Source organism: Cupriavidus sp. FW305-46, from assembly GCF_058787075.1.
Window position 1 is genome coordinate 24390 of record NZ_JBYSZI010000033.1, and the last position, 20715, is coordinate 45104.

Here is a 20715-nt window from a genome sequence, read left to right on the forward strand (position 1 = left end):
GATTCCGGATGCCAGCGGCGCCAGACTTTGCGCCATCCGGTGGTTGGCGCAGCGGCGCCGCGCTACCATGCGGGCAACCCCCAATCGAATTGCATTCCAGGCGGCCCGCCGCCTCCCCCTCCCCCATGCCGATCCGCTACGCCAGGCTGCGCGTTCTTGTCGTCGAAGACCATCCGTTCCAACGCGTCGCGGCCGAGGGGATGCTGCGGCATCTGGGCGTGCAGACCCTGGTCTGCGCTGAAAACGGCACGCAGGCGGCCGAGATCCTTGCACGCGAACCGTTCGACATCGTGTTCTGCGACATCGAAATGCCTGGCGGCAACGGCCCCGAGCTGATTGCCGAGCTGCACCGGCGCGGGCAGCATGCCTTTGCCGGGGCGGCGCCGGTGTGGGTCTGGGTGACGGCGCTGGCGGAGGACATCCTGGATTCAAACCGCGGCCTGGCGCACGCCGCCGGCATCCCGCGCGTGCACGCGCTGCGCAAGCCGCTGTCGCGCGATGCAGTGGAAGAGATCCTGGCCGATGCGCTGGTGCGCCAGTCTGCGGGCGAATCCGCCCCGCCGGCGTGGTCGCCCGACGACGCAGAACTGGTCGCCGCCACCCGCTCGGGCACGGACCTGCTGGTCATGCTGCAGCCCCAGCACGAGATTGCCAGCGGCCGGCTGGCCGGTGCCGAGGCGCTGGTGCGCTGGCGCCATCCCGAACACGGCCTGGTGCAGCCCGACATCTTTATCCCACGGCTAGAAGCGCTCGACGCGGCCGACCCGGTGTTCTTCTTCGTGACCCGCCAGTGCCTGGCAGCGCAGCAGCGGCTGCGCGCGGCGGGCATCCACATCACGCTGGGCATCAATGCCTCGGCGCAAACCCTGTGCCGGCCCGGTGTGCTGGAGACGTTCGATGCCCTGGTGGCCGCCAGCGGCGTGCCGCGGCAAGCGCTGACGGTGGAGTTGACCGAGGGCTATCCGGTGCCCGATACGCTGGCCCTGTCGGTCGCGCTGAACCGCTTGCGGCTGCTCGGCTACGGCGTGGCGATCGACGATTTCGGCGTTGGCATCGCCACGCTCAAGCTGCTGGCGGACCTGCCTTTCACGCAGCTGAAGCTCGACCGCTCGTTCATTGTCGATGTCGACGGACATGGCCAGCGTGCCGCGATCTGCCGCAACATGATCAACCTGGCGCGCGAGCTGGGCCTGGAGTGCGTGGCCGAAGGCGTCGAGACCGATGCCCAGCGGACAGCGCTGCTGGCGCTGCGCTGCCCGCTGGGCCAGGGCTACCTGTGGTCCGCGCCCAAGCCGGCCGAGGTCTTCGTCGCGGATGCCATCGACCGGGCGGCAGTCACGCCGGCGGCGTGAGCTGGCCCCGAGCCCGCGCTACTGCGCGGCCCGGAACGGATACTTGGCAAAGATCTGCGCCACGGTCTTGTCGATGCGCTGCTGGGCGCTGGCCTTGTCGCTGGTGTCCACGCTGCCCACCGCCACGCCTTCCCAGACCAGCTTCATCTGGCGCCGGTCGACCAGGTCGATGTTGACCGTGCCTTCGGTGTAGGTATAGACGTCGTTATAGAAGCCGTAGCCCGGCCACGGCGCATACAGCCCGCCGCGATAACCGTAGTAGCCCATCATCGGCGTCGGCGCCGGGCTGACCTGGACCTTCTCCTGCAGCCGGGCATTGAAGTTGACCAGCAAGTCCGGCGACTGCGCCGCATAGCGGTAGCCGCGCGCGGTCAGTTCCCGCTGCACGGCGGACTTGAAGTACTGGGTGGTCAGGCTTTCATAGCCCTGGCGGTCGGTGCCGAGATGCTCGACGAAGCCAAAGCTGCGGTAGGCACTGAAGTCAGTGCTGCGGTTGTAGTCGGTCTTGATGTCGGGCACGCTGGCGCAGCCTGACAGGACCAGCGCCGCGGCCACGACCGGAAATAGCTGCCGGAAGGGTTTCACGATACATCTCCATGATGTCCGCGGCAGCGCGCACATGCAGCCATGCCGCCACGCGCAAGCGCCACCGGCGCCGGAACGCCGGCGCACCGTACGCCATCTGACCCGATGGGCTAATTCAGCTTGCCATTGATGCCGCCCACGCTGAACCGGCCCGCGCCCAGCAGGGCCACCGCCAGCGCCGCGGCGAGGAACATCCCCTGCAACTCAAGCGCCCAGCCGCCGGTATCGGACAGCATGCCGAGCTGCTTGGTATGCACCAGCGCCACCGCAAACAGCATGTTGATGGCAACGATCAGCGCCGCCAGCCGGCTCCACAGCCCGATGATCAGCAGGATCGGGGCCACTACTTCCCCAATGTAGACGCCGTAGGCCAGCCATGCCGGCAAGCCGGCGTCGGCGACCACCTTCCCCACAAAGCCCATGCCGGACGCACCGGTCAGCTTGGCGATGCCGTGCATCAGGATCAACACGCCAAGCACGATGCGCAGCAGCGCCTTGCCCAAGTCCTGGGAACCCTGAGAGCCACCCATGGCCGTTCTCCTTGCCGTTGTCTGTCGAGTTGGTTGTCGAAGCCAAGCGCCTTTACCCTCACGCGCAAGGTTCGCCCCTGTACCTTAGTGCGAGGCGGCGTGAAGGTAAAGCCGCAAATACGAGACTGCCTGCTGGCCGGGATGCGACCGGCACACCACCTCGCCAATCCCGCCATGCCGTATCCGGGAGGCCTGCGCTACAGCACCCGGTGCATCGCCGGCTGCCGCGGCTCAAGCATGCCGACCTTGGATGCGCATTCGGGCAGGACCTCGCCCAGGAAGTCGAGAAAACGCCGGGTGGCAGGCGTCACGCCCTTGCGGGAGGGGAACACCGCATGCAGCGTGCCGACCGGCATGTCGTACTGCGGCAACACCAGTTCCAGCTCGCCGCTTTCCAGCGCATCGCGGCAATACATCCGCGGCAGCATGGCCACGCCCGCGCCGGCGATCGCCGCCTCGCGCAGCAGCACGAAGTCTTCGGTGACCAGGCGCGGTTCATAGGCAATCTGGATCGAGTCGCTGGTCTTGCAGCGCAGGGTCCAGACATGCTTGCCGTCGTGCGGCGGCTGTCCCACGCCCGGCATGCCGTCCAGCGCCTGCGGTGTGCGCGGGCGGCCGATGCTGTCCAGCAGCGCGGGGCTGGCCACCAGCATCAGCTGGCTTTCACCGAAGGTGCGCACGGCCAGGCTGGAGTCCTCCATGGACTCGCGCACGCGCAGGGCCAGGTCGAAGCCTTCGCCGATCACGTCCACGCGCCGGTTGGTGGTCTCCAGCTCGATGCGCACGGCCGGGTTGGCGCGCATGAAATGGCCGATCGCCGGCGCCAGCAGGATCTGGGCGATGGCGATCGGGCAGCTCACGCGCAGCGTGCCGCCGGGCTGCTCGCGCGCCTGCTCGATGACCTCGCGGGCCGCCTTGGCCTCATTGAGCATGGCGCGGCAGCGTTCGTAGAAGGATTCGCCAAGCGGCGTAACGCGCACCTGCCGTGTCGTGCGGCGCAGCAGCTGCACGCCCAGGTCGCGCTCCAGCTGGGCGATGCGCCGGCTCAGGCGTGACTTGGGCACGCCTGAGGCGCGGCTGGCCGCGGAAAAACTGCCGTGTTCGACCACCTGGGCAAACAGGGACAAGTCGTTGAGGTCTTGCATGGATGGCTCCGGGATCACCGTGCGGCCGCCAGGCTGGCGTTGCGTCGGTAGAACAATCATTTGCATTTTGCCTCACTACCGATACCAATGGCCAGCCGCTATCTTTCATCCATCGCAACCGCACCCCTTGTGGAGATAGACATGAACATCCTGCAGATCGATTCCAGCGTCCTTAGCGACAACTCCGTTTCGCGCAGCCTGACCGCCAGCGTGGTGGCCGACTTGGTCGCCGCCAACCCGGGCGCCAAGGTCACCGTGCGCGACCTGGACCAGGACGCTCCGGCGCACCTGTCCGGCAACCTGCTGCCCGTGCTGGGCGGCCCGAAGGAAGGCCTGAACGCCGTTCAGGAAGCCGAGCTGCAGCGCACCGAGCAATGGCTGGCCGAATTCCTGGCCGCCGACGTGCTGGTGGTGGGCGTGCCGCAGTACAACTTCAGCATCCCCAGCCAGCTCAAGGCCTGGATCGACCGCATCGCGCAGGCTGGCCGCACCTTCAAGTACACCGAGAACGGCCCGGTGGGCCTGGCCGGCGGCAAGCGCGTGATCGTGGTGTCGTCGCGCGGCGGCGTGCGCCAGGATGCCAATGAGCTGGACCTGCACGAAAAGACCGTCGACATCGTGTTCCGCTTCCTGGGCATCACCGACATCACCTACGTGCGTGCTCACGGCCTGGCCATGGGTCCGCAGTTCCGCGAAGCCGGCCTGGCCAGCGCCCGCACCGAAATCGCGGCACTGAACGACGCCAGCCGCCTGGCCGCCTGAAGTCCTGTGGCCGGCCGGCGCTGCAGGACGGCGCCGGCTCGCCCCGCGGACGGATCGGGTCTATGATGGATCGGGGCGCTACGGCGCCCCGCGTGCCATGGGCGGCGCGCCGGCCCCGGCTATTTGCCCGCGGCTGTCCTGCCGCCTGCAGTCATCGACCGATCCACTCCCGGGAGCCCGCATGACTTCAGCCCTGTTGCCAGCCGCCGCCCTCCATCCGCCGCACGAACCCGCCCTGCTTTCGCAGTATCGCCACGTACGCACCGCCACCGAGACCCTGGTGGCCGACCTGTCCGATGCCGATGCCACCGTGCAGTCCATGGACGACGCCAGCCCGGCAAAATGGCACCTGGCGCACACCACATGGTTCTTCGAGGAATTCGTGCTGGCTGCGCGGATCCCCGATTACGAGCCGGTGGACCCGGACTACCGCTACCTATTCAACTCGTACTACGAAGCGGTCGGCCCGCGCCACCCGCGGCCGCAGCGCGGGCAGCTGACCCGCCCCTCGCTGGACGAGGTGCTGGCCTACCGCGAGGCCGTGGACGAATCGATGCTGACCCTGCTGGGCAGCGCCCAGACCGATGACGAGGCGGCGCTGATCATGCTTGGCCTGCAGCATGAACAGCAGCACCAGGAACTGCTGCTGACCGACATCCTGCATCTGTTCGCGCAGAACCCGCTGCGCCCCGCCTTTGCCCCGGAACTGCCCGAGCCGGTGATCGCCGACCCTCGGCCCGCGCCGGACTGGATCGGCTTTGACGGCGGCCTGGTGGAGATCGGCCACCGCGGCGAGACCTTTGCCTTTGACTGTGAAAGCCCGCGGCACAAGGCCTACCTGGCACCGTTCACGCTGTGCTCGCACCCGGTCAGCAACCGGCAATGGTTTGAATTCATCGAGGATGGCGGCTACCAGACGGCCGGGCTGTGGTTGTCCGACGGCTGGCGCTGGGTGTGCGAGCAAGGCATCCTGGCCCCGCTCTACTGGGAAGAACGCGAAGGCACGTGGTGGCAGATGACGCTGCGCGGGATGCATCCGGTCGACCCGGACAGCCCCGTCACCCACGTCAGCTTCTATGAGGCCGAGGCATTCGCGCGCTGGGCCGAACGCCGGCTGCCGACCGAGGCCGAATGGGAGCACGCGGCGCGCGGCCTGCCCGCCACCGGGAATTTTGTTGAAGGCCGCGCGCTGCGGCCGTTGCCGGACCGGCAGAACACTTCAGGCGTGCTGCGCCAGATGTTCGGCGATGTGTGGGAATGGACCGGCAGCGCCTTCCTGCCGTATCCGGGCTTCCGCCCGAACGCGGGTGCGGTGGGCGAGTACAACGGCAAGTTCATGAGCGGCCAGATGGTGCTGCGCGGCGGGTCGTGCGTCACGCCCGAATCGCATATCCGGGCGACGTACCGCAACTTCTTCTATCCGCACCAGCGCTGGCAGTTCACGGGCGTGCGGCTGGCGGACGAGGTCTGACCGCGCTTTAGCGCGGCGCCAGCCAGCGCCACGCCAGCCAGGCCAGCAACACCCACACCAGCACGATGACCACGGCGGCCGCGCGATTGCGCGGCCGTTTTGCATGCGTGGCCTGCCATGCATCGGCCCGGCCGCGGCATTCATCCTTCACTGGCACCGGAATCATCCGCAGAGCCAGCCAGATGCCCAGCGGCACCAGCAGCACGTCATCGACATAGCCCAGCACCGGGATGAAATCGGGGATCAGGTCGATCGGGCTGAAGGCGTAGGCCACCACCAGCGCGGCCAGCAGCCGCGCGCTCCACGGCGTGCCGGGGTGGCGGCTGCAAAACCATAGCGTCAGCAGGCTCGCCTTGAGCCCGCGCGCCCATTGGCGCAGGCGTGCGCCGACGGCCATCGCCGGCATCAGCGCCTACCAGCCCTTGGTCTTGGGCTGCTGCGCCGCGGGTTGCTGCGCCGCGGGCCGCTGCCCGCCCGGCTCGCCGGTGGGCGCCTTCAGCGGCGGCGCCGCCACGATCGGCGTCTGCGGGTACAGCTTCTGCCAGCGCGCCTTCAGGCCCTTGGCGATCTCGGCCTGGTTGTAGCGCTCGGCGAAGTCGATCACGGTCATGCCCTGCTGGTTCTTCAGGCGCATGTCGGCGCCCTCGTCCAGCAGCAGCTTGACGGTCTCGATATGGCCGCCACGCGCGGCCATCATCAGCGGCGTGGTGCCGTTGGGGCTTTCGGCGTCGATATAGGCGGCATGGTCGACCAGGTACTTGACCACGTTGTTGTGGCCATTGGTGGCCGCATAGTGCAGCGGGGTCCAGCCGGTCTTGTTGATCTCGGCCTCCATCTCGTCGACCATCAGCTTGACCATGTCCAGCTCACCCTGCAGCGCGGCCATCATCAGCGGGGTCTCGCCGGCCGGGTTGGCCTTGTCGAAGTCGATGTCCTTGGCGCGGATCAGCACCGTGGCCGCCTTCAGCGACTTCTCGCGCAGCGCCAGCACCAGCGCCGGGTTGCCGCGGCTGTCCACCAGGTTGGGATCGACGCCCTTGGCCAGCAGCTTCTTGACGGTGTTGGCGTCGTCGAATTCGACGGCCTTGCGCATGTCGTCGGCAGGCGCCGCCTGCGCCAGGGTGGCGGCGGCCAGCGCAAGGGCGCCGGCGGCGCGTCGGGCAAACTTCATGTCAAACATGCGACTCCCTGTCAATGTGCTTGAATAGATTGAAGAAATTTTCCGTCGTCTGCTCCGCAACCTGTTCCACCGGGACCCCGCGCAGCTGCGCGATGAACTCGCCCACATGGCGCACCCAGGCAGGTTCGTTGGTCTTGCCGCGGTATGGCACAGGCGCCAGGTAAGGCGAATCGGTCTCGATCAGCATGCGCTCCAGCGGCACCTTGCGCGCGGTCTCCTGCAGGTCGGCCGCGCTCTTGAAGGTGACGATGCCGGAGAACGAGATATGGAAACCCTCGTCCAGGGCCTGGCGGGCGACGTCCCAGGTCTCGGTGAAGCAGTGCATCACGCCGCCGGCCTCGCGCGCGTTCTCTTCGCGCATCAGGCGCAGCGTGTCGTCGGCGGACGAGCGGGTATGGATGATCAGCGGCTTGCCGGTCTGGCGCGCGGCGCGGATATGGGTGCGGAAGCGATCGCGCTGCCATTCCATGTCGGCGATGCTGCGGCCGTTCAGGCGGTAGTAGTCCAGCCCGGTCTCGCCGGTGCCGACCACGCGCGGATGGGCGGACAGCTCCACCAGGCGCTCCAGCGTGGGTTCCTCGCCCTCTTCGTAGTCCGGGTGCACGCCGACCGAGGCGTACAGGTTGGGATGCTGCTCGGCCAGCGCCAGCACGCGCGGGAAGTCTTCCAGCGTGACCGAGATGCACAGCGCATGCGTGACCTGGTTGGCGCGCATGTTCTCCAGCAGTTCCGGCAGGCGCGCGGCCAGCTCGGGGAAATCGATATGGCAGTGGGAATCGACAAACATGGGGAATCTCTGTTGGCGGGCGGCTCAGTCCACGCGGCGGCCGACGATGATCAGGTCGCGCTCGACACCGTCGAGCACGGCAACGCGCGGCAGGTCGCCCCAGCGCGTAAAGCCCAGCGACGCGAACAGGCCCAGGCTGGGCGCATTGTGGCCGAAGATAAAGCCGAGCAGCGTGTTCACCCCGACCCTGGGCGCATGGTCGATGGCCTGTTGCAGCAGGTAGCGGCCCAGCCCCTGGCCGCGGCGCTGCGCGTCCAGGTAGATCGACACCTCGGCGGTGGCGCCGTAGGCCGGGCGGCCGTAGAAGTCTGAAAAGCTCATCCAGCCGGCCATGCGGCCGTCGGCATCCTCGCACACCCACAGCGGGCGGCGCCCGGGCTGGTGGGCATCGAACCAGGCCTGGCGTGAAGCCACGGTGACCGGTTCGGTATCGGCGGTGACCATACGCGAGGGCACGGTGCTGTTATAGATGGCAACGATGCCCGGCAGGTCGCGGAGCTCGGCAATGCGAAGTGAAAAATTCATTGAAAATCAAAATGTTGTGATAACAACCTCACAACGTTCATAAAGTTTGCGTGGGGCGCCCGGACTCCAGCATCTTGCCCAGGATCTCCTCCACCGCGCGGCGCAGGTTGCGCCCGTTGTCGTCGTCGGGGAAATGCACGCCGACGCCGGGGGTCTTCATCGGCGTGCCCGCCGGGGTAATCCAGGCCACATGGCCCGCGATCTGGTATTTCTGCGGCCGGTCCAGCAGCGACAGCACCAGGAACACCTGCTCGCCCAGCCGGAACGGCCGGTTCGACGGCACGAAAATGCCGCCGCGCGCCAGGAACGGCATATAGGCCGCATACAGCCCGGCCTGGTCCTTGATCGACAAGGACAGCACATTGGGACGCGATGCCGCCCCGCTGCCGGTTGGCGCAGCGGGCGGTGCGCCGGCGACTGCTGTGTTCATGGTTGACCCCCTGAATGACGGTGCTGCTTGTTGTTATGGCTTTTTTTGACTGCCAGGCGTACTACCGGAACAGCTGGCGGTATTCCAGGAATACCGCTTCCATCACCAGCCGGGCCGCCAGCGGATGGTTCTCGCTGCGGCGATGCGCGCTCAACCGGCTGGCAAAGGCCTGCAGGCGGCGCGCGTCGGTGGCCCCGGCGCAGCGCGCCAGCACGGCCCGTTCCTTGGGCAGGTACCGCGGCGTGGCGCTGCCGTCCAGGCGCAGCGTCAGGAGATCGTACGTCCAGCGCTGGAGGATGCCAAGCACGGCAGGCACCGGCAGCTTCTGCAGTTGCTCGGCCGCCGCAGCGGCGTCGAAGGCGGCGGCGGCGCCCAGCTGGCCGACCAGCCAGCGCTGCAGCGGCTGCTCCTCGGCCTCGGCCGCATGCAGCGCGGTCAGCGGCGAACCGCCGGCCAGCGCCAGCTGGGCCTCGGCATCGGCCACGCCCTGGCCGCGCAGCCAGGCCAGCGCTGCCTCCGGCGTCGGGCGCTGGGCCGAGAACTGGCGGCAGCGCGACAGGATGGTCGGCAGGATGCGGTCGAGGCGGTCGGTCACCAGCAGGAACACGGTGGACGGCGGCGGCTCTTCCAGCGTCTTCAGCAGTGCGTTGGCGCCCTCGGTCTGCAGCGCATCGAGCGGATACACCACCACCACGCGCAGCCCGGCCCGGTGCGTGCCCACGCCCACGGCCTCGATCAGTGCGCGCACCTGCTCCATGCGGATGATCTTGCTGGGCGCCTTCTTCTTGCCGCCCTCGTCGGTCTCGGCCTCGGCCGCGGCGTCCAGCGCCTCGGGCCGCACCACGGTGAAGTCCGGGTGGTTGCCCTGGCTGAACCAGTGGCAGGCGGCGCACTGGCCACAGGGCTGGCCGTCCGGCAGCGGCGCCTCGCACAACAGCCCCTGCGCGAAATGCAGGGCCAGGTCGCGCTTGCCGATGCCTTGCTGGCCATGGATCAGCAAGGCATGCGGCAGCCGTTCACGCAGCGCGCCAAGCCTTTGCCAGTCTTCCTTCTGCCAGGGATATAGCATGTGAATCAGTAGGTTGGTGATCTAACTTCAAGTTTTACTGTGATAGCCCCGTCATTGCAGCTTCCACAATGGCGCAGCACTCATGTCTATCACGCCAGGCATATATCGGCCAGAAATCAGACAGTTGCGATGATTTTTTCAAGTTCATCGCGAATGTCAGCAATGCTGCGGGTGGCGTCGATCACCCGGAAGCGCTGCGGCGACTGGGCCGCGCGGCGCAGGTATTCATCGCGGGTGCGCTGGAAGAACGCGCGCGACTCGGATTCGAACTTGTCAGGCGCGCGCGCGCCGGCCAGGCGCTCGCTGGCGGTTTCCAGCGGCACGTCGAACAGCAGCGTCAGGTCCGGCTGCAGGCTGCCCTGCACCCAGTCTTCCAGCACTTCCAGGCGCTCGGTGGCCAGGCCCCTGCCCCCGCCCTGGTAGGCGAAGGTGGCGTCGGTGAAGCGGTCGGAAATCACCCACTTGCCGCGCTCCAGCGCGGGGGCGATGACCTCGGCGATATGCTCGCGCCGGGCCGCGAACATCAGCAGCGCCTCGGTTTCCAGGTGCATCTTGCGATGCAGCAGGATCTGGCGCAGGTCTTCGCCCAGCGACGTGCCGCCGGGCTCGCGGGTGGTGACGACACCGGCAATATCGCTGCGTGCGCGCAGGCGGTCGGCGACCCAGTCGATATGGGTGCTCTTGCCGGCGCCGTCGATGCCTTCAAACGTAATGAATTTTCCGCGCATGGAATGCCTATTTGCCGCGCTGGTACTTGTCGACCGCGCGGTTGTGTTCGGGAAGCGAGTTGGAGAAATGGCTGCTGCCGTCGCCGCGGGCGACGAAGTACAGTGCGTCGGATGGCGCCGGCGTGGTGGCCGCCGCCAGCGAGGCCAGCCCCGGCAGCGCAATCGGCGTGGGCGGCAGGCCGGTGCGGGTGTACGTATTGTACGGGGTGTCGGCCAGCAGGTCGCGCTTGCGCAGGTCGCCGTCGAAGCCATCGCCCAGGCCGTAGATCACGGTCGGGTCGGTCTGCAGCATCATGTTCTTGCGCAGCCGGTTGATGAACACGGCGGCGATCATCGGGCGTTCGGTGGCCTGGCCGGTTTCTTTCTCGACGATCGACGCCATCACCAGGGCCTCGTACGGGGTCTTGTACGGCAGGTCGGGCGAGCGTGCGTTCCAGGCCTCGTTCAGGCGCCGCTGCATGGCACGGTAGGCGTGCTTGTACAGGTCGATATCGCTGCTGCCGCGCGCGAACAGGTAGGTGTCCGGGAAGAACATGCCTTCGGGCGAGGTCTCGGCCGCGCCGATTGCCTTCATCAGGTCCGCATCGGACATGTCCCGGGTGTCGTGCCGCAGCGCCGGGCTGGCGTCCACGGCGGCGCGCATCTTGCGGAATTCCCAGCCCTCGATCACCGTGACCACATAGTGGGTGACCTCGCCGCGCGCCAGCTTGCCGATGATCGACAGCGGCGTGGCGCCGGTCACGAATTCATAGCCGCCTGCCTTCAGGTCAGGGCCGTGGCCGGTCAGGCGCACCAGCAGCAGGAACAGCCGCGGGTCCATGCCGACGCCGCCGCGCTGGATCTGGCGGCCGACGCTGGCGACGCCGGAATTGGGCTTGATCACCACTTCCACGGGTGACTTGCTGAGGGGCAGCGGGTGATTGGCCCACCACGCGAACGCGCCCGCGGCCGCCAGCGCGAACACCAGGATGGCCAGGCCAAGACTAAGGAAAAATCGTTTCATGTATCAGGAATAGGGGCGGCTGGCCGGATTCGTCGGAAGGCTTGCGCACCACCGCTTGCCGCCACGTGCTGCCGGCGCCGGCCGAAAATCTCATAGCCCCATATAATAACCGGCAGCCTCGCACCGACCATGCGCCGCGGCGCGGGCGCCGCTTGCCGGCCCGCCCGGCACGGCGCACGACCGGTGCCTTCCCTCTCCCGAATTGCCTCAACGATTGCCACGCAATGCCAGTGATGAATGCCCAAGCCCAGGAACTCGCCGCAACCCTTGAAGCCTTGAGCGGCAGCGGCATCGTCTGCAGCCCGGCCGGGCTCGGCCTGGTCCGTGTGGCCGGCGACGATGCCGGCAGCTTCCTGCACACCCAGCTGACCAATGCGGTCGAAGACCTGAAGGCCGGCGCGGCCCGCCTGGCGGGCTATTGCTCGCCCAAGGGGCGCCTGCTCGCCACCTTCCTGATGTGGCGCGATGCCGGAGGCATCGTGCTGCAGCTGTCGGCCGACATCCAGGCCCCGGTGCAGAAGCGCCTGTCGATGTTCGTGCTGCGCTCCAAGGCCAAATTGTCAGACATCACCCCCACCCATGCGGTCCTCGGCCTCGCCGGGGCCGGCGCTGCCAAAGCCCTGGCCGCTGCCGGCCTGCCCGTGCCGGAGGTCGCCTTTGCCGTGGCCGAAGCCGACGGCATCACCGTGATCCGCCTGCCGGATGGCGCGGGCCAGCCGCGCTGGCAGCTGGTGCTGCCGGCCGAGCGCGCCGAGGCGGTGCGCGCGGCACTTGCCGCCACGCTGCAGGGCGCGTCGCCCGCGCTGTGGGACTGGCTGGAAGTGCAGTCGGGCCTGCCCCGCATCGTCGCGGCCACGCAAGAGCAGTTCGTGCCGCAGATGATCAATTTCGAACTGGTGGGCGGGGTCAATTTCCGCAAGGGCTGCTATCCCGGCCAGGAAATCGTGGCGCGCAGCCAGTACCGCGGCACGCTCAAGCGCCGCATGTGGCTGGTGCAGGGTGAAGGCGAAGTGCCGGCGCCCGCGGCTGAAATCTACCGTCCGGAAGATCCGGGCCAGCCGTGCGGCATGATCGTCAACGCCGCACCGGCGCCCCAGGGCGGCTGGGCCGGGCTGGCCGAGCTGAAGATCGATGCCGCCGCCAGCGCGCTGCGCCTGGGCAGCGCCGAGGGCGCGGCAGTAGCCACCGCCACCCTGCCCTACGAGGTGCCGCTGGGCGAGTCCGCCCAGGCCGCTGGCTGAAACCCACAGGACCTGCCATGAGCGATCACCTCTACGTCTATTTCCGCGTCCCGGAAGCCGTTGCCGCCGAGGCGCTGCCGCACTGGCACCGCTGGATGGAGACGGTCGCCGAAGCAACCGGAATTGGTGGTACGCTGATGCGCAGGCCGGAAACCCGCGCCGGCGTGCAGACCTGGATGGAGTGCTATGCCGACGTGCCGCCCGCGTTCGATGCCACGCTGGAAGGCCTGTGGCGGCAGAGCGGGCTGGACCAATGGGTCGATGGCGAGCGGCGGGCCGAGCACTTTGTCGACCTGGACGTGTTGTAGGCGTCCAGGCTGCCGTTGGACTGAAGTACGCCGGGTGCCACTGCAGCGCCCCCGGCGGCAAAGGAAGCAAAGCGATGTGTCTGATCCTGGTTGCCTGGCAATCCCACCCGGACTATGCCCTGGTCGTCGCCGGCAACCGCGATGAATTCTATGTCCGCCCCGCGGCGGCCGCGCACTGGTGGCAGGATGCGCCGCAGGTGCTGGCCGGGCGCGACCTGGCGGAAGTCATCGGCGAGCCCGGCACCTGGATGGGCGTCAACGCCGACGGCCGCTTCGCCGCACTGACCAACTACCGCGCCCCGTCCGAAAAACGCACCGACGCGCGCTCGCGCGGCGAGCTGGTGGCCGGCTTCCTGCGCGGGCGCGAGGCACCGTTCGACTACCTGGACGGCCTCGCCGGCGAAGACGGCCGCTACAACGGCTTCAACCTGCTGGCGAGCGACCTGCGTGAACTCTGGTGGTACAGCAACCGCGCCGCCTCGCGCCAGCCGCAACGGCTGCGCCCGGGCCTGTACGGCCTGTCCAACGCCCTGCTCGACACGCCCTGGCCCAAGGTGCGCAGCCGCGTGGGCGCGCTGGCCGAAGTGCTGGCCGCCGACAGCGGCCAGGCCAACGCCAGCGCCGAGCCCTACCTGCAAATGCTCGCCGACGCGCGCCAGGCGGCGGATTTCGAACTGCCTGCCACGGGCGTGGCGCCGGAATGGGAAAAGCTGCTGTCGTCGGCCTTTATCCGCTCGCCGCTGTACGGCACGCGCGCCAGCACGGTGCTGCGCGTGCGCCACGATGGCCGTTTCGACCTGAGCGAGCGCAGCTTCGACGCCGACGGGCGCATCGGCGACGTCAACTTCCACGGCAAGCTGAACCTGCAACGCGACACCGGCATCGTGCCCGCGCCGCGCTGAGGCCCGCTGGAACCGAGGATTCCGGCGCTCAGCCGGCCAGCCGCTTGCGCATCTCCACGTGCGGGATGCCCGCCTCTTCGAATTCCGGCCCCACCTGCGCAAAGCCCACGCGCGCATAGAATGGCGCCGCGTGCGTCTGCGCATTGAGCACCAGTTCCGGGTACCCGAGCTGCTCCGCCTTCTCCATCAGCGCTTCTAATACCAGCGCCCCGACGCCGGTGCCGCGCGCAGTTTTCAGCACAGCCATGCGGCCGATATGGCCATCCGGCAGCAGCCGTCCGGTGGCGACCGGCGTGCCATCCCCGGCCAGCGCCAGCGCGTGCCAGCTCGGCTCGTCCCACTCATCCCATTCCAGCTCCACCGGCACGCCCTGCTCTTCGACGAAGACGGTGTAGCGGATGGCGCGCGCGCGTTCGCGGGCTTCGGACCAGGGGCAGATCAGGACGGTGACTGGCATGGCGGTGCAATCAGGCTGGTTGAATGGCAGGGCCCGAAATCCGGGCGGGCGCTCATGATACGCCTGTGGTGCGGGGCGTGCATATCGCACCAAAGTGGATCAAAGACGGCATTTTCCGCACCAGACTAGGGTTTGCCCGGGGAGGCATCGCCTTAGCAAATTTGTATGATGACCTTATTACCAAATGACCCGGAGACTTCCGTGTTCCAGAAAGTCCCAGCCCGCGCCCTGACCGACAACGTCGCCGAACAGTTGCTGGACAAGATCCAGAGCGGCGCCTTTGCCCGCGGCGCCAAGCTGCCGACCGAGGCGGTGCTGTCCGAGGAATTCGGCGTCAGCCGCACGGTGGTGCGCGAAGCCATCTCCCGGCTCAAGTACGAAGGCGTGGTGGAGTCGCGCCAGGGCAGCGGCGTGTTCGTGACGCTGCAGGCCGGCATCCGGCCGCTGCGCATCGACTACACCGAAACCGGCACGCTGGAATCGGTGCTGCAGATCGTCGAGCTGCGCCGCGCGATCGAGGCCGAGGTGGCCGCGCAGGCCGCCCGCCGCCGCACCGATGCGTCGATGGCAGCCATCGACGCCGCACTGGCCCGGCTCGACGAAGAGGTAGCGCAAGGCGGCGACGGCGTGGCCGAGGACGTGGCCTTCCACCGCGCCATCGCCGAAGCCACCGGCAACCCGTATTTCCTGAAGACGCTGGCCTTCCTCAGCCAGTACCTGGAAGCGGCCACGCGCGTGACCCGCACCAACGAGGCGCGCCGCGCGGACTTTTCGCGCCAGGTGCGTGAAGAACACCAGGCCATCGTCGCCGCCATCCGCGCCGGCGACCCGCTGGCCGCGCGCAATGCCGCGCAGAACCACATGTACAACGCCGCGCACCGGCTGGCCCAGCTGGGTGCGGACGAGAGCGGCGAAGCGCACGGCGCCACCAACTGACGCGCGCGCAAGCCCGAACCATCGAATCATCCGTATCTGTTTCAGGAGTCCCTTCATGTCCAGGAATATCGGCGTCATCGGCCTTGGTGCCATGGGCTTTGGTGTCGCGCAGTCGCTGCTGCGTGCCGGCTTCAACGTGCACGCGTGCGACCTGCGCCCCGAAGTGCTGCAGCGCTTTGCCGATGCCGGCGGCGTGCCGTGCGCCTCGCCCGCCGAGCTGGGCAGCCGCTGCGACGTGGTGCTGACGCTGGTGGTCAATGCGCAGCAGACCGAGGCCGTGCTGTTCGGCGCCAACGGTGCCGCGGCCGCGATGCAGCCGGGCAAGCTGGTGATCGCCAGCGCCACCGTGCCGCCGGGCTTTGCCGAGGCGCTGGGCCGCCGGCTGGCTGAACAAGGCCTGCTGATGCTGGACGCACCGGTCTCCGGCGGCGCCGCGCGCGCCGCCAGCGGCGAAATGACCATGATGACCTCCGGCCCCGCCGAAGCCTATGCGCTGGCCGAGGGCGTGCTGGCCGCCATCGCCGGCAAGGTGTACCGCCTGGGCGCCGCGCATGGCGCGGGCTCCAAGGTCAAGATCATCAACCAGCTGCTGGCCGGCGTGCATATCGCCGCGGCCGCCGAAGCGATGGCGCTGGGCCTGCGCGAAGGCGTGGACCCCGATGCGCTCTATGACGTGATCACGCACAGCGCGGGCAACTCGTGGATGTTCGAGAACCGCGTGCCCCATATCCTGAAGGGCGACTACACGCCGCTGTCGGCGGTCGACATCTTCGTCAAGGACCTGGGCATGGTGCTCGACACCGCGCGCAACAGCAAATTCCCGCTGCCGCTGTCTGCGGCCGCGCACCAGATGTTCATGATGGCCTCCACCGCCGGCCATGGCGGCGAGGACGACTCGGCCGTGATCAAGATCTTCCCGGGCATCGAACTGCCGGGCAAGGCTGAATAAGAGGGAAGCGAAGATGACCGCAGGCACCCTCACCCATCGCCCGCTGTTGGGCTGCATCGCCGACGATTTCACCGGCGCCACCGACCTCGCCAACACGCTGGTGCGCAATGGCATGCGCACCGTGCAGACCATCGGCCTGCCCGACGTGGCCGCCGTGCAGGACATTGGCGAAGCCGATGCGCTGGTGGTGGCGCTCAAGTCCCGCACCATCCCGGCCGTCGAGGCCGTGGCCCAGTCGCTGGCCGCGCTGCAATGGCTGCGCGCGCAGGGCTGCCGCCAGTTCGTGTTCAAGTACTGCTCCACCTTCGACTCGACCGATGCCGGCAACATCGGCCCGGTGGCCGAGGCGCTGCTGGCGGCGCTGGACAGCGACTTCGCCATCGCCTGCCCGGCCTTCCCCGAAAACGGCCGCACCATCTTCCGCGGCCACCTGTTCGTGGGCGATACGCTGCTCAATGAATCGGGCATGGAGCACCATCCGCTGACGCCGATGACCGATGCCAGCCTGGTGCGCGTACTGCAGCGCCAGAGCAAGAACAAGGTCGGGCTGTTGCGCTACGACGCGGTGGCGCGCGGCGCGCAGGCCACCGCCGAGCGCATCGCTGCGCTGCGCAGCGACGGCGTGCGCATGGCGATTGCCGATGCGGTGTCCGACGCGGACCTGTTCACGCTGGGCGAGGCCTGCGCCAATCTGCCGCTGATCACCGGCGGCTCCGGCATCGCGCTGGGCCTGCCCGGGAACTTCCGCCGCGCCGGCCTGCTGCCGCTGCGCGGCGACGCCGACGCAGTTCCCGCCATCGACGGCCCAGGCGTGGTGCTGGCCGGCAGCGCCTCGCGCGCGACCAATGGCCAGGTGGCGCGCTGGCTGGAGCAAGGCCGCCCGGCGCTGCGCATCGACCCGCTCGCGCTGGCGCGCGGCGAAGCCGTGGCCGACGCGGCGCTGGCGTTTGCCGCCGGTCATGACGAACCGGTGCTGATCTACGCCACCTCCAGCCCCGACGAAGTCAAGGCCGTGCAGGCCGAACTGGGCGTCGAGCGCGCAGGACACCTGGTCGAACAGTGCCTGGCCACGGTTGCCGCCGGGCTGCTGGCACGCGGCACGCGCCGCTTCGTCGTGGCCGGCGGCGAAACCTCCGGCGCGGTGGTGCAGGCGCTGGGCGTGCGCGCCTTGCGTATCGGCGCGCAGATTGCACCGGGCGTGCCGGCCACCGTCACGCTGGATGCCAAGCCGCTGGCGCTGGCACTCAAGTCGGGCAACTTCGGTGGCCCGGATTTCTTTGACGAAGCGCTGCGCCAGCTTGAAGGCCACTGATGAGCACCGAAAGCAAGCTGCGCGAAGAGATCTGCCGCATCGGCGCCAGCCTGTACCAGCGCGGCTATACCGTGGGCTCGGCCGGCAATATCAGCGCTCGGCTGGACGACGGCTGGCTGATCACGCCGACCGATGCCTGCCTGGGGATGATGGACCCGGCCGCGGTCGCCAAGGTGGCCACCGATGGCAGCTGGGTCTCAGGCGACAAGCCGTCCAAGACGCTGACGCTGCATCGCGCGATCTACGACAACAACCGCGAGGCGCACGCCGTGGTGCATACGCACTCGACGCACCTCGTGGCCCTGACGCTGGCCGGTGTCTGGCAACCGGACGACGTACTGCCGCCGCTCACGCCCTACTACGTGATGAAGGTCGGCCATATCCCGCTGATTCCCTACCATCGCCCCGGCGATCCGGCCGTGGCCGCGCGCGTGGCCACGCTCGCCGCGCAGGTGCGTGGCGTGCTGCTGGAGCGCCTTGGCCCGGTGGTGTGGGAATCCAGCGTCTCGCGCGCCGCGTTCGCGCTGGAAGAACTGGAGGAAACCGCCAAGCTATGGATGACGATGAAAGACTCGCCGGGCTTCGCCGCCCGCGCGGCGCTGCCCGACGGCGCACTGGCTGAGCTGCGCGACGCCTTCCAGGCGCGCTGGTAACAACCGCTTTTCCCCGATAAACGACGGCTTCACCCGGCGCGGTTGCCTTGCGGCCACCGTGCGGGGGACGCGCATGCCTGCAGTCCGCGCGCCGCCGCATTAGACCCACCACCATACCCGGAGACCACCGTGAATCCAAACCAACCGGCGGCGAGCGTGCCCGCCCTTGACAGCCTGGGCGGCAACGCCCGGCTGGACACCGAAGCCCAGATCGAAAAACGCGCCTACAGCAAGGTGTTCTGGCGCGTCATGCCGTTCCTGATGCTGTGCTACGTGGTCGCCTACCTGGACCGCGTCAATGTCGGCTTCGCCAAGCTGCAGATGGGCCAGGACCTGGCCTTCTCCGAAACCGTGTTCGGCCTCGGCGCCGGCCTGTTCTTTATCGGCTACTTCCTGTTCGAGGTGCCCAGCAACCTGCTGATGCATCGTATCGGCGCGCGCATCTGGATCGCGCGCATCATGATCACGTGGGGCATCATCTCGGCGCTGTTCCTGTTCGTGAAGACGCCGACCCAGTTCTACGTGATGCGCTTCCTGCTCGGCCTGGCCGAAGCGGGCTTCTATCCCGGCGTGATCCTGTACCTGACCTACTGGTTCCCGGCCAACCGCCGCGGCAAGATGATCGCGCTGTTCATGTCGGGCATCCCCATCGCGGGCATGTTCGGCAACCCGCTGTCGGGCTGGATCATGGACGCGTTCAACGGCACCCACGGCATGCGCGGCTGGCAATGGATGTTCCTGCTGGAGGCCCTGCCCGCGCTTGTGATCGGCGTGGTGACGGTGTTCGTGCTGCGCGACGGCATCGACAAGGCGCCGTGGCTTGACGCCGATGAAAAGCGCGTGCTCAAGCGCAATATCGAGGAAGACCAGCGCAGCGCCCATAACGCCGCCAGCGCCGCCGGCAAGGCCCACGGCCACTCGCTGGGCGCGGTGTTCTCCGACCGCCGCGTGTGGTGGATGTGCCTGATCTACTTCTGCTTCGTCACCGGCCAGTACGCACTGACCTTCTGGATGCCGACGCTGGTGAAGGCCAGCGGCGTGACCGGCAACCTGAACATCGGCCTGCTGTCCGCGATCCCGTTCATCTGCGCCGTGATCGTCATGAACATCCTGGGCCACAGCGCCGACGCGCGCCGCGAGCGCCGCTGGCACCTGATCGTGCCGGCGCTGATGGGTGCCACGGGCTTTGCCATTGCTGCCTCGTTCACCAACAATACAACGGTGGCCATCGCCGCACTGTCGCTGGCCGCTGCCGGGGTGCTGACCTGCGCGCCGCTGTTCTGGTCGCTTCCGACCTCGTTCCTGTCGGGCATTGCCGCCGCTTCCGGTATTGCCGTGGTGAATTCGGTCGGCAACCTGGCCGGCTTCGTGTCGCCGTACATGGTCGGCGCGCTGAAGGACATGACGCAAAGCACGCAGTTGCCCATGTACGTGCTGTCCGCAATTCTGGTCGTCGGCGCCGTGCTGGTGTGGCTGACGCCCGCTAAACTGGTCAACCGCTGATCCTGGCCGGCCCGCTTTCGACGTAGTCTCGATCGGGCCGGATCCGTACTACCGCTTTGGAGTTCCGAATGCCGCGCTTCGCCGCAAACCTCTCGATGATGTACAACGAGCACGCCTTCCTGGACCGCTTTGCCGCAGCCGCGGCCGACGGCTTCCGGGCGGTGGAGTTCCTGTTCCCGTACGAGCACGCCGCCGCCGAGCTGCGCGCGCGCCTGGACGCGAACGGCCTCACGCAGGCACTGTTCAATGCCGCGCCGGGCGACTGGGCAGCAGGCGAACGCGGCCTGGCCGCCCTGCCCGGGCGCGAGGCGGATTTCCGCGGCACCATCGGCCGCGCACTGGAATACGCCGGCGTGATCGGCAATGACCGCATCCACGTGATGGCGGGCCTGATCCCTGCCGCTGCCGACCGCGCGCGCTGCCGCGCCACTTACCTCGAGAACCTCGCTTTTGCCGCCAGCGCTGCCGCCGCCCAGGGCGTGACCGTGCTGATCGAGCCGATCAACACGCGCGACATGCCGGGCTATTTCCTGAACCGCCAGGACGACGGCCAGGCCATCTGCAAGGAAGTCGGCGCGGCCAACCTGAAGGTGCAGTTCGACTGCTACCACTGCCAGATCGTCGAAGGCGATGTCGCGATGAAGCTCAAGCGCGACATCGCGGGCATCGGCCATATCCAGATCGCCGGCGTGCCCGAGCGCCATGAGCCGGACGTGGGCGAGCTGAACTATCCGTATCTGTTCGAGGTCATGGACACGCTCGGCTACGACGGCTGGATCGGCTGCGAATACCGCCCGCGCGCCGGCACCTCGGCGGGCCTCGGCTGGCTCAAGCCCTACCTGGGCCGCTGATCGCGACCAACCCCAAGAACAACCGCTCCCATCCTG

24 protein-coding genes are annotated in these 20715 nt (G+C 68.2%); 12 read left to right on the forward strand and 12 right to left on the reverse strand.

Translation table 11 applies throughout. The annotated features are described in order from the left end of the window. The first annotated feature begins 125 nt into the window (after positions 1-125). Positions 126-1352 (forward strand): EAL domain-containing response regulator, encoded by a 1227-nt coding sequence (locus AC3WON_RS17185; RefSeq protein WP_492352347.1) that lies wholly within the window; start codon positions 126-128, stop codon positions 1350-1352. An 18-nt stretch (positions 1353-1370) separates the two neighbouring features. Here the strand turns inward: AC3WON_RS17185 and AC3WON_RS17190 are convergent, their stop codons facing one another. The 3 genes from AC3WON_RS17190 to AC3WON_RS17200 form a co-directional block, all read right to left on the reverse strand. Beyond that, positions 1371-1937 carry a DUF4136 domain-containing protein gene (locus tag AC3WON_RS17190; RefSeq protein WP_010809992.1) on the reverse strand — a complete coding sequence of 189 codons (567 nt, stop codon included), beginning with the start codon at positions 1935-1937 and terminating at the stop codon, positions 1371-1373. A 110-nt stretch (positions 1938-2047) separates the two neighbouring features. Beyond that, the gene (locus AC3WON_RS17195) at positions 2048-2467 is read right to left on the reverse strand and encodes a DoxX family protein (protein ID WP_492320192.1); all 420 of its coding nucleotides are present in this window, start codon (positions 2465-2467) and stop codon (positions 2048-2050) included. 197 nt (positions 2468-2664) lie between these two features. Beyond that, the gene (locus tag AC3WON_RS17200; RefSeq protein WP_492352348.1) at positions 2665-3612 is read right to left on the reverse strand and encodes a LysR family transcriptional regulator; all 948 of its coding nucleotides are present in this window, start codon (positions 3610-3612) and stop codon (positions 2665-2667) included. Between the two features lie 141 nt (positions 3613-3753). Between AC3WON_RS17200 and AC3WON_RS17205 the strand changes: the two genes are divergently transcribed. Then, positions 3754-4374: an FMN-dependent NADH-azoreductase gene (locus AC3WON_RS17205; RefSeq protein ID WP_492352349.1), complete on the forward strand. Its 621-nt coding sequence runs from the start codon at positions 3754-3756 to the stop codon at positions 4372-4374. Positions 4375-4555: 181 nt separating this feature from the next. Continuing rightward, positions 4556-5845, forward strand: coding sequence for an ergothioneine biosynthesis protein EgtB (egtB, locus tag AC3WON_RS17210; protein ID WP_492352350.1), 1290 nt, complete (start codon positions 4556-4558; stop codon positions 5843-5845). A 7-nt stretch (positions 5846-5852) separates the two neighbouring features. Here the strand turns inward: egtB and AC3WON_RS17215 are convergent, their stop codons facing one another. From AC3WON_RS17215 to mltG, 8 genes are all read right to left on the reverse strand, one after another. After that, positions 5853-6242, reverse strand: coding sequence for a YkvA family protein (locus AC3WON_RS17215; protein ID WP_492320263.1), 390 nt, complete (start codon positions 6240-6242; stop codon positions 5853-5855). 15 nt (positions 6243-6257) lie between these two features. Next, entirely contained in the window at positions 6258-7025 is a 768-nt protein-coding gene (locus tag AC3WON_RS17220; RefSeq protein WP_492320189.1) for an ankyrin repeat domain-containing protein, read from the reverse strand. Next, on the reverse strand, positions 7018-7812 hold the full coding sequence (locus AC3WON_RS17225; RefSeq protein ID WP_492320188.1) for a TatD family hydrolase: 795 nt from the start codon (positions 7810-7812) through the stop codon (positions 7018-7020). The genes AC3WON_RS17220 and AC3WON_RS17225 overlap by 8 nt, the downstream gene beginning before the upstream one ends. Before the next feature lie 24 nt (positions 7813-7836). Then, the gene (locus tag AC3WON_RS17230) at positions 7837-8337 is read right to left on the reverse strand and encodes a GNAT family N-acetyltransferase (RefSeq protein WP_492320187.1); all 501 of its coding nucleotides are present in this window, start codon (positions 8335-8337) and stop codon (positions 7837-7839) included. Between the two features lie 37 nt (positions 8338-8374). Beyond that, entirely contained in the window at positions 8375-8767 is a 393-nt protein-coding gene (locus tag AC3WON_RS17235) for a PilZ domain-containing protein (protein WP_010810001.1), read from the reverse strand. Positions 8768-8828: 61 nt separating this feature from the next. Next, the gene (locus AC3WON_RS17240; protein ID WP_492320186.1) at positions 8829-9836 is read right to left on the reverse strand and encodes a DNA polymerase III subunit delta'; all 1008 of its coding nucleotides are present in this window, start codon (positions 9834-9836) and stop codon (positions 8829-8831) included. Positions 9837-9952: 116 nt separating this feature from the next. Then, on the reverse strand, positions 9953-10564 hold the full coding sequence (gene tmk, locus AC3WON_RS17245) for a dTMP kinase (RefSeq protein ID WP_492320185.1): 612 nt from the start codon (positions 10562-10564) through the stop codon (positions 9953-9955). A gap of 7 nt (positions 10565-10571) precedes the next feature. Beyond that, a complete protein-coding gene (gene mltG, locus AC3WON_RS17250) occupies positions 10572-11567 on the reverse strand; it encodes an endolytic transglycosylase MltG (protein WP_492320184.1) in 996 nt (331 codons plus the stop codon). Positions 11568-11791: 224 nt separating this feature from the next. On the opposite strand from mltG, the gene ygfZ reads away from it, so the two are divergent. The 3 genes from ygfZ (at position 11792) to AC3WON_RS17265 (ending at position 14018) form a co-directional block, all read left to right on the forward strand. Continuing rightward, complete coding sequence (gene ygfZ / locus AC3WON_RS17255; protein WP_492320183.1) at positions 11792-12808, forward strand: CAF17-like 4Fe-4S cluster assembly/insertion protein YgfZ; 1017 nt, start codon at positions 11792-11794, stop codon at positions 12806-12808. A gap of 17 nt (positions 12809-12825) precedes the next feature. Further along, positions 12826-13116, forward strand: a complete 291-nt coding sequence (locus AC3WON_RS17260; RefSeq protein WP_013956564.1) for a DUF4936 family protein — start codon at positions 12826-12828, stop codon at positions 13114-13116. Between the two features lie 74 nt (positions 13117-13190). Beyond that, positions 13191-14018, forward strand: a complete 828-nt coding sequence (locus tag AC3WON_RS17265; protein WP_492320182.1) for an NRDE family protein — start codon at positions 13191-13193, stop codon at positions 14016-14018. A 28-nt stretch (positions 14019-14046) separates the two neighbouring features. Here AC3WON_RS17265 and AC3WON_RS17270 read toward each other — a convergent pair whose 3' ends face one another. Further along, the gene (locus AC3WON_RS17270) at positions 14047-14475 is read right to left on the reverse strand and encodes a GNAT family N-acetyltransferase (protein WP_492320181.1); all 429 of its coding nucleotides are present in this window, start codon (positions 14473-14475) and stop codon (positions 14047-14049) included. Between the two features lie 201 nt (positions 14476-14676). On the opposite strand from AC3WON_RS17270, the gene AC3WON_RS17275 reads away from it, so the two are divergent. The 6 genes from AC3WON_RS17275 to otnI all read left to right on the forward strand — a co-directional run bounded on the left by AC3WON_RS17275 (position 14677) and on the right by otnI (position 20679). Further along, positions 14677-15411: a FadR/GntR family transcriptional regulator gene (locus tag AC3WON_RS17275; RefSeq protein ID WP_013956561.1), complete on the forward strand. Its 735-nt coding sequence runs from the start codon at positions 14677-14679 to the stop codon at positions 15409-15411. A 55-nt stretch (positions 15412-15466) separates the two neighbouring features. Further along, on the forward strand, positions 15467-16360 hold the full coding sequence (gene ltnD, locus AC3WON_RS17280; protein ID WP_492320180.1) for an L-threonate dehydrogenase: 894 nt from the start codon (positions 15467-15469) through the stop codon (positions 16358-16360). Between the two features lie 13 nt (positions 16361-16373). Further along, on the forward strand, positions 16374-17672 hold the full coding sequence (gene otnK, locus AC3WON_RS17285; RefSeq protein ID WP_492352351.1) for a 3-oxo-tetronate kinase: 1299 nt from the start codon (positions 16374-16376) through the stop codon (positions 17670-17672). After that, positions 17672-18325, forward strand: coding sequence for a 3-oxo-tetronate 4-phosphate decarboxylase (gene otnC, locus AC3WON_RS17290; protein ID WP_492352352.1), 654 nt, complete (start codon positions 17672-17674; stop codon positions 18323-18325). Before otnK ends, otnC begins: the two co-directional genes overlap by 1 nt. A 129-nt stretch (positions 18326-18454) precedes the next feature. Further along, positions 18455-19828, forward strand: a complete 1374-nt coding sequence (locus AC3WON_RS17295; RefSeq protein WP_492320177.1) for an MFS transporter — start codon at positions 18455-18457, stop codon at positions 19826-19828. A gap of 68 nt (positions 19829-19896) precedes the next feature. Continuing rightward, positions 19897-20679, forward strand: a complete 783-nt coding sequence (otnI, locus tag AC3WON_RS17300; protein ID WP_492320176.1) for a 2-oxo-tetronate isomerase — start codon at positions 19897-19899, stop codon at positions 20677-20679. The last annotated feature ends 36 nt before the right edge of the window (positions 20680-20715 follow it).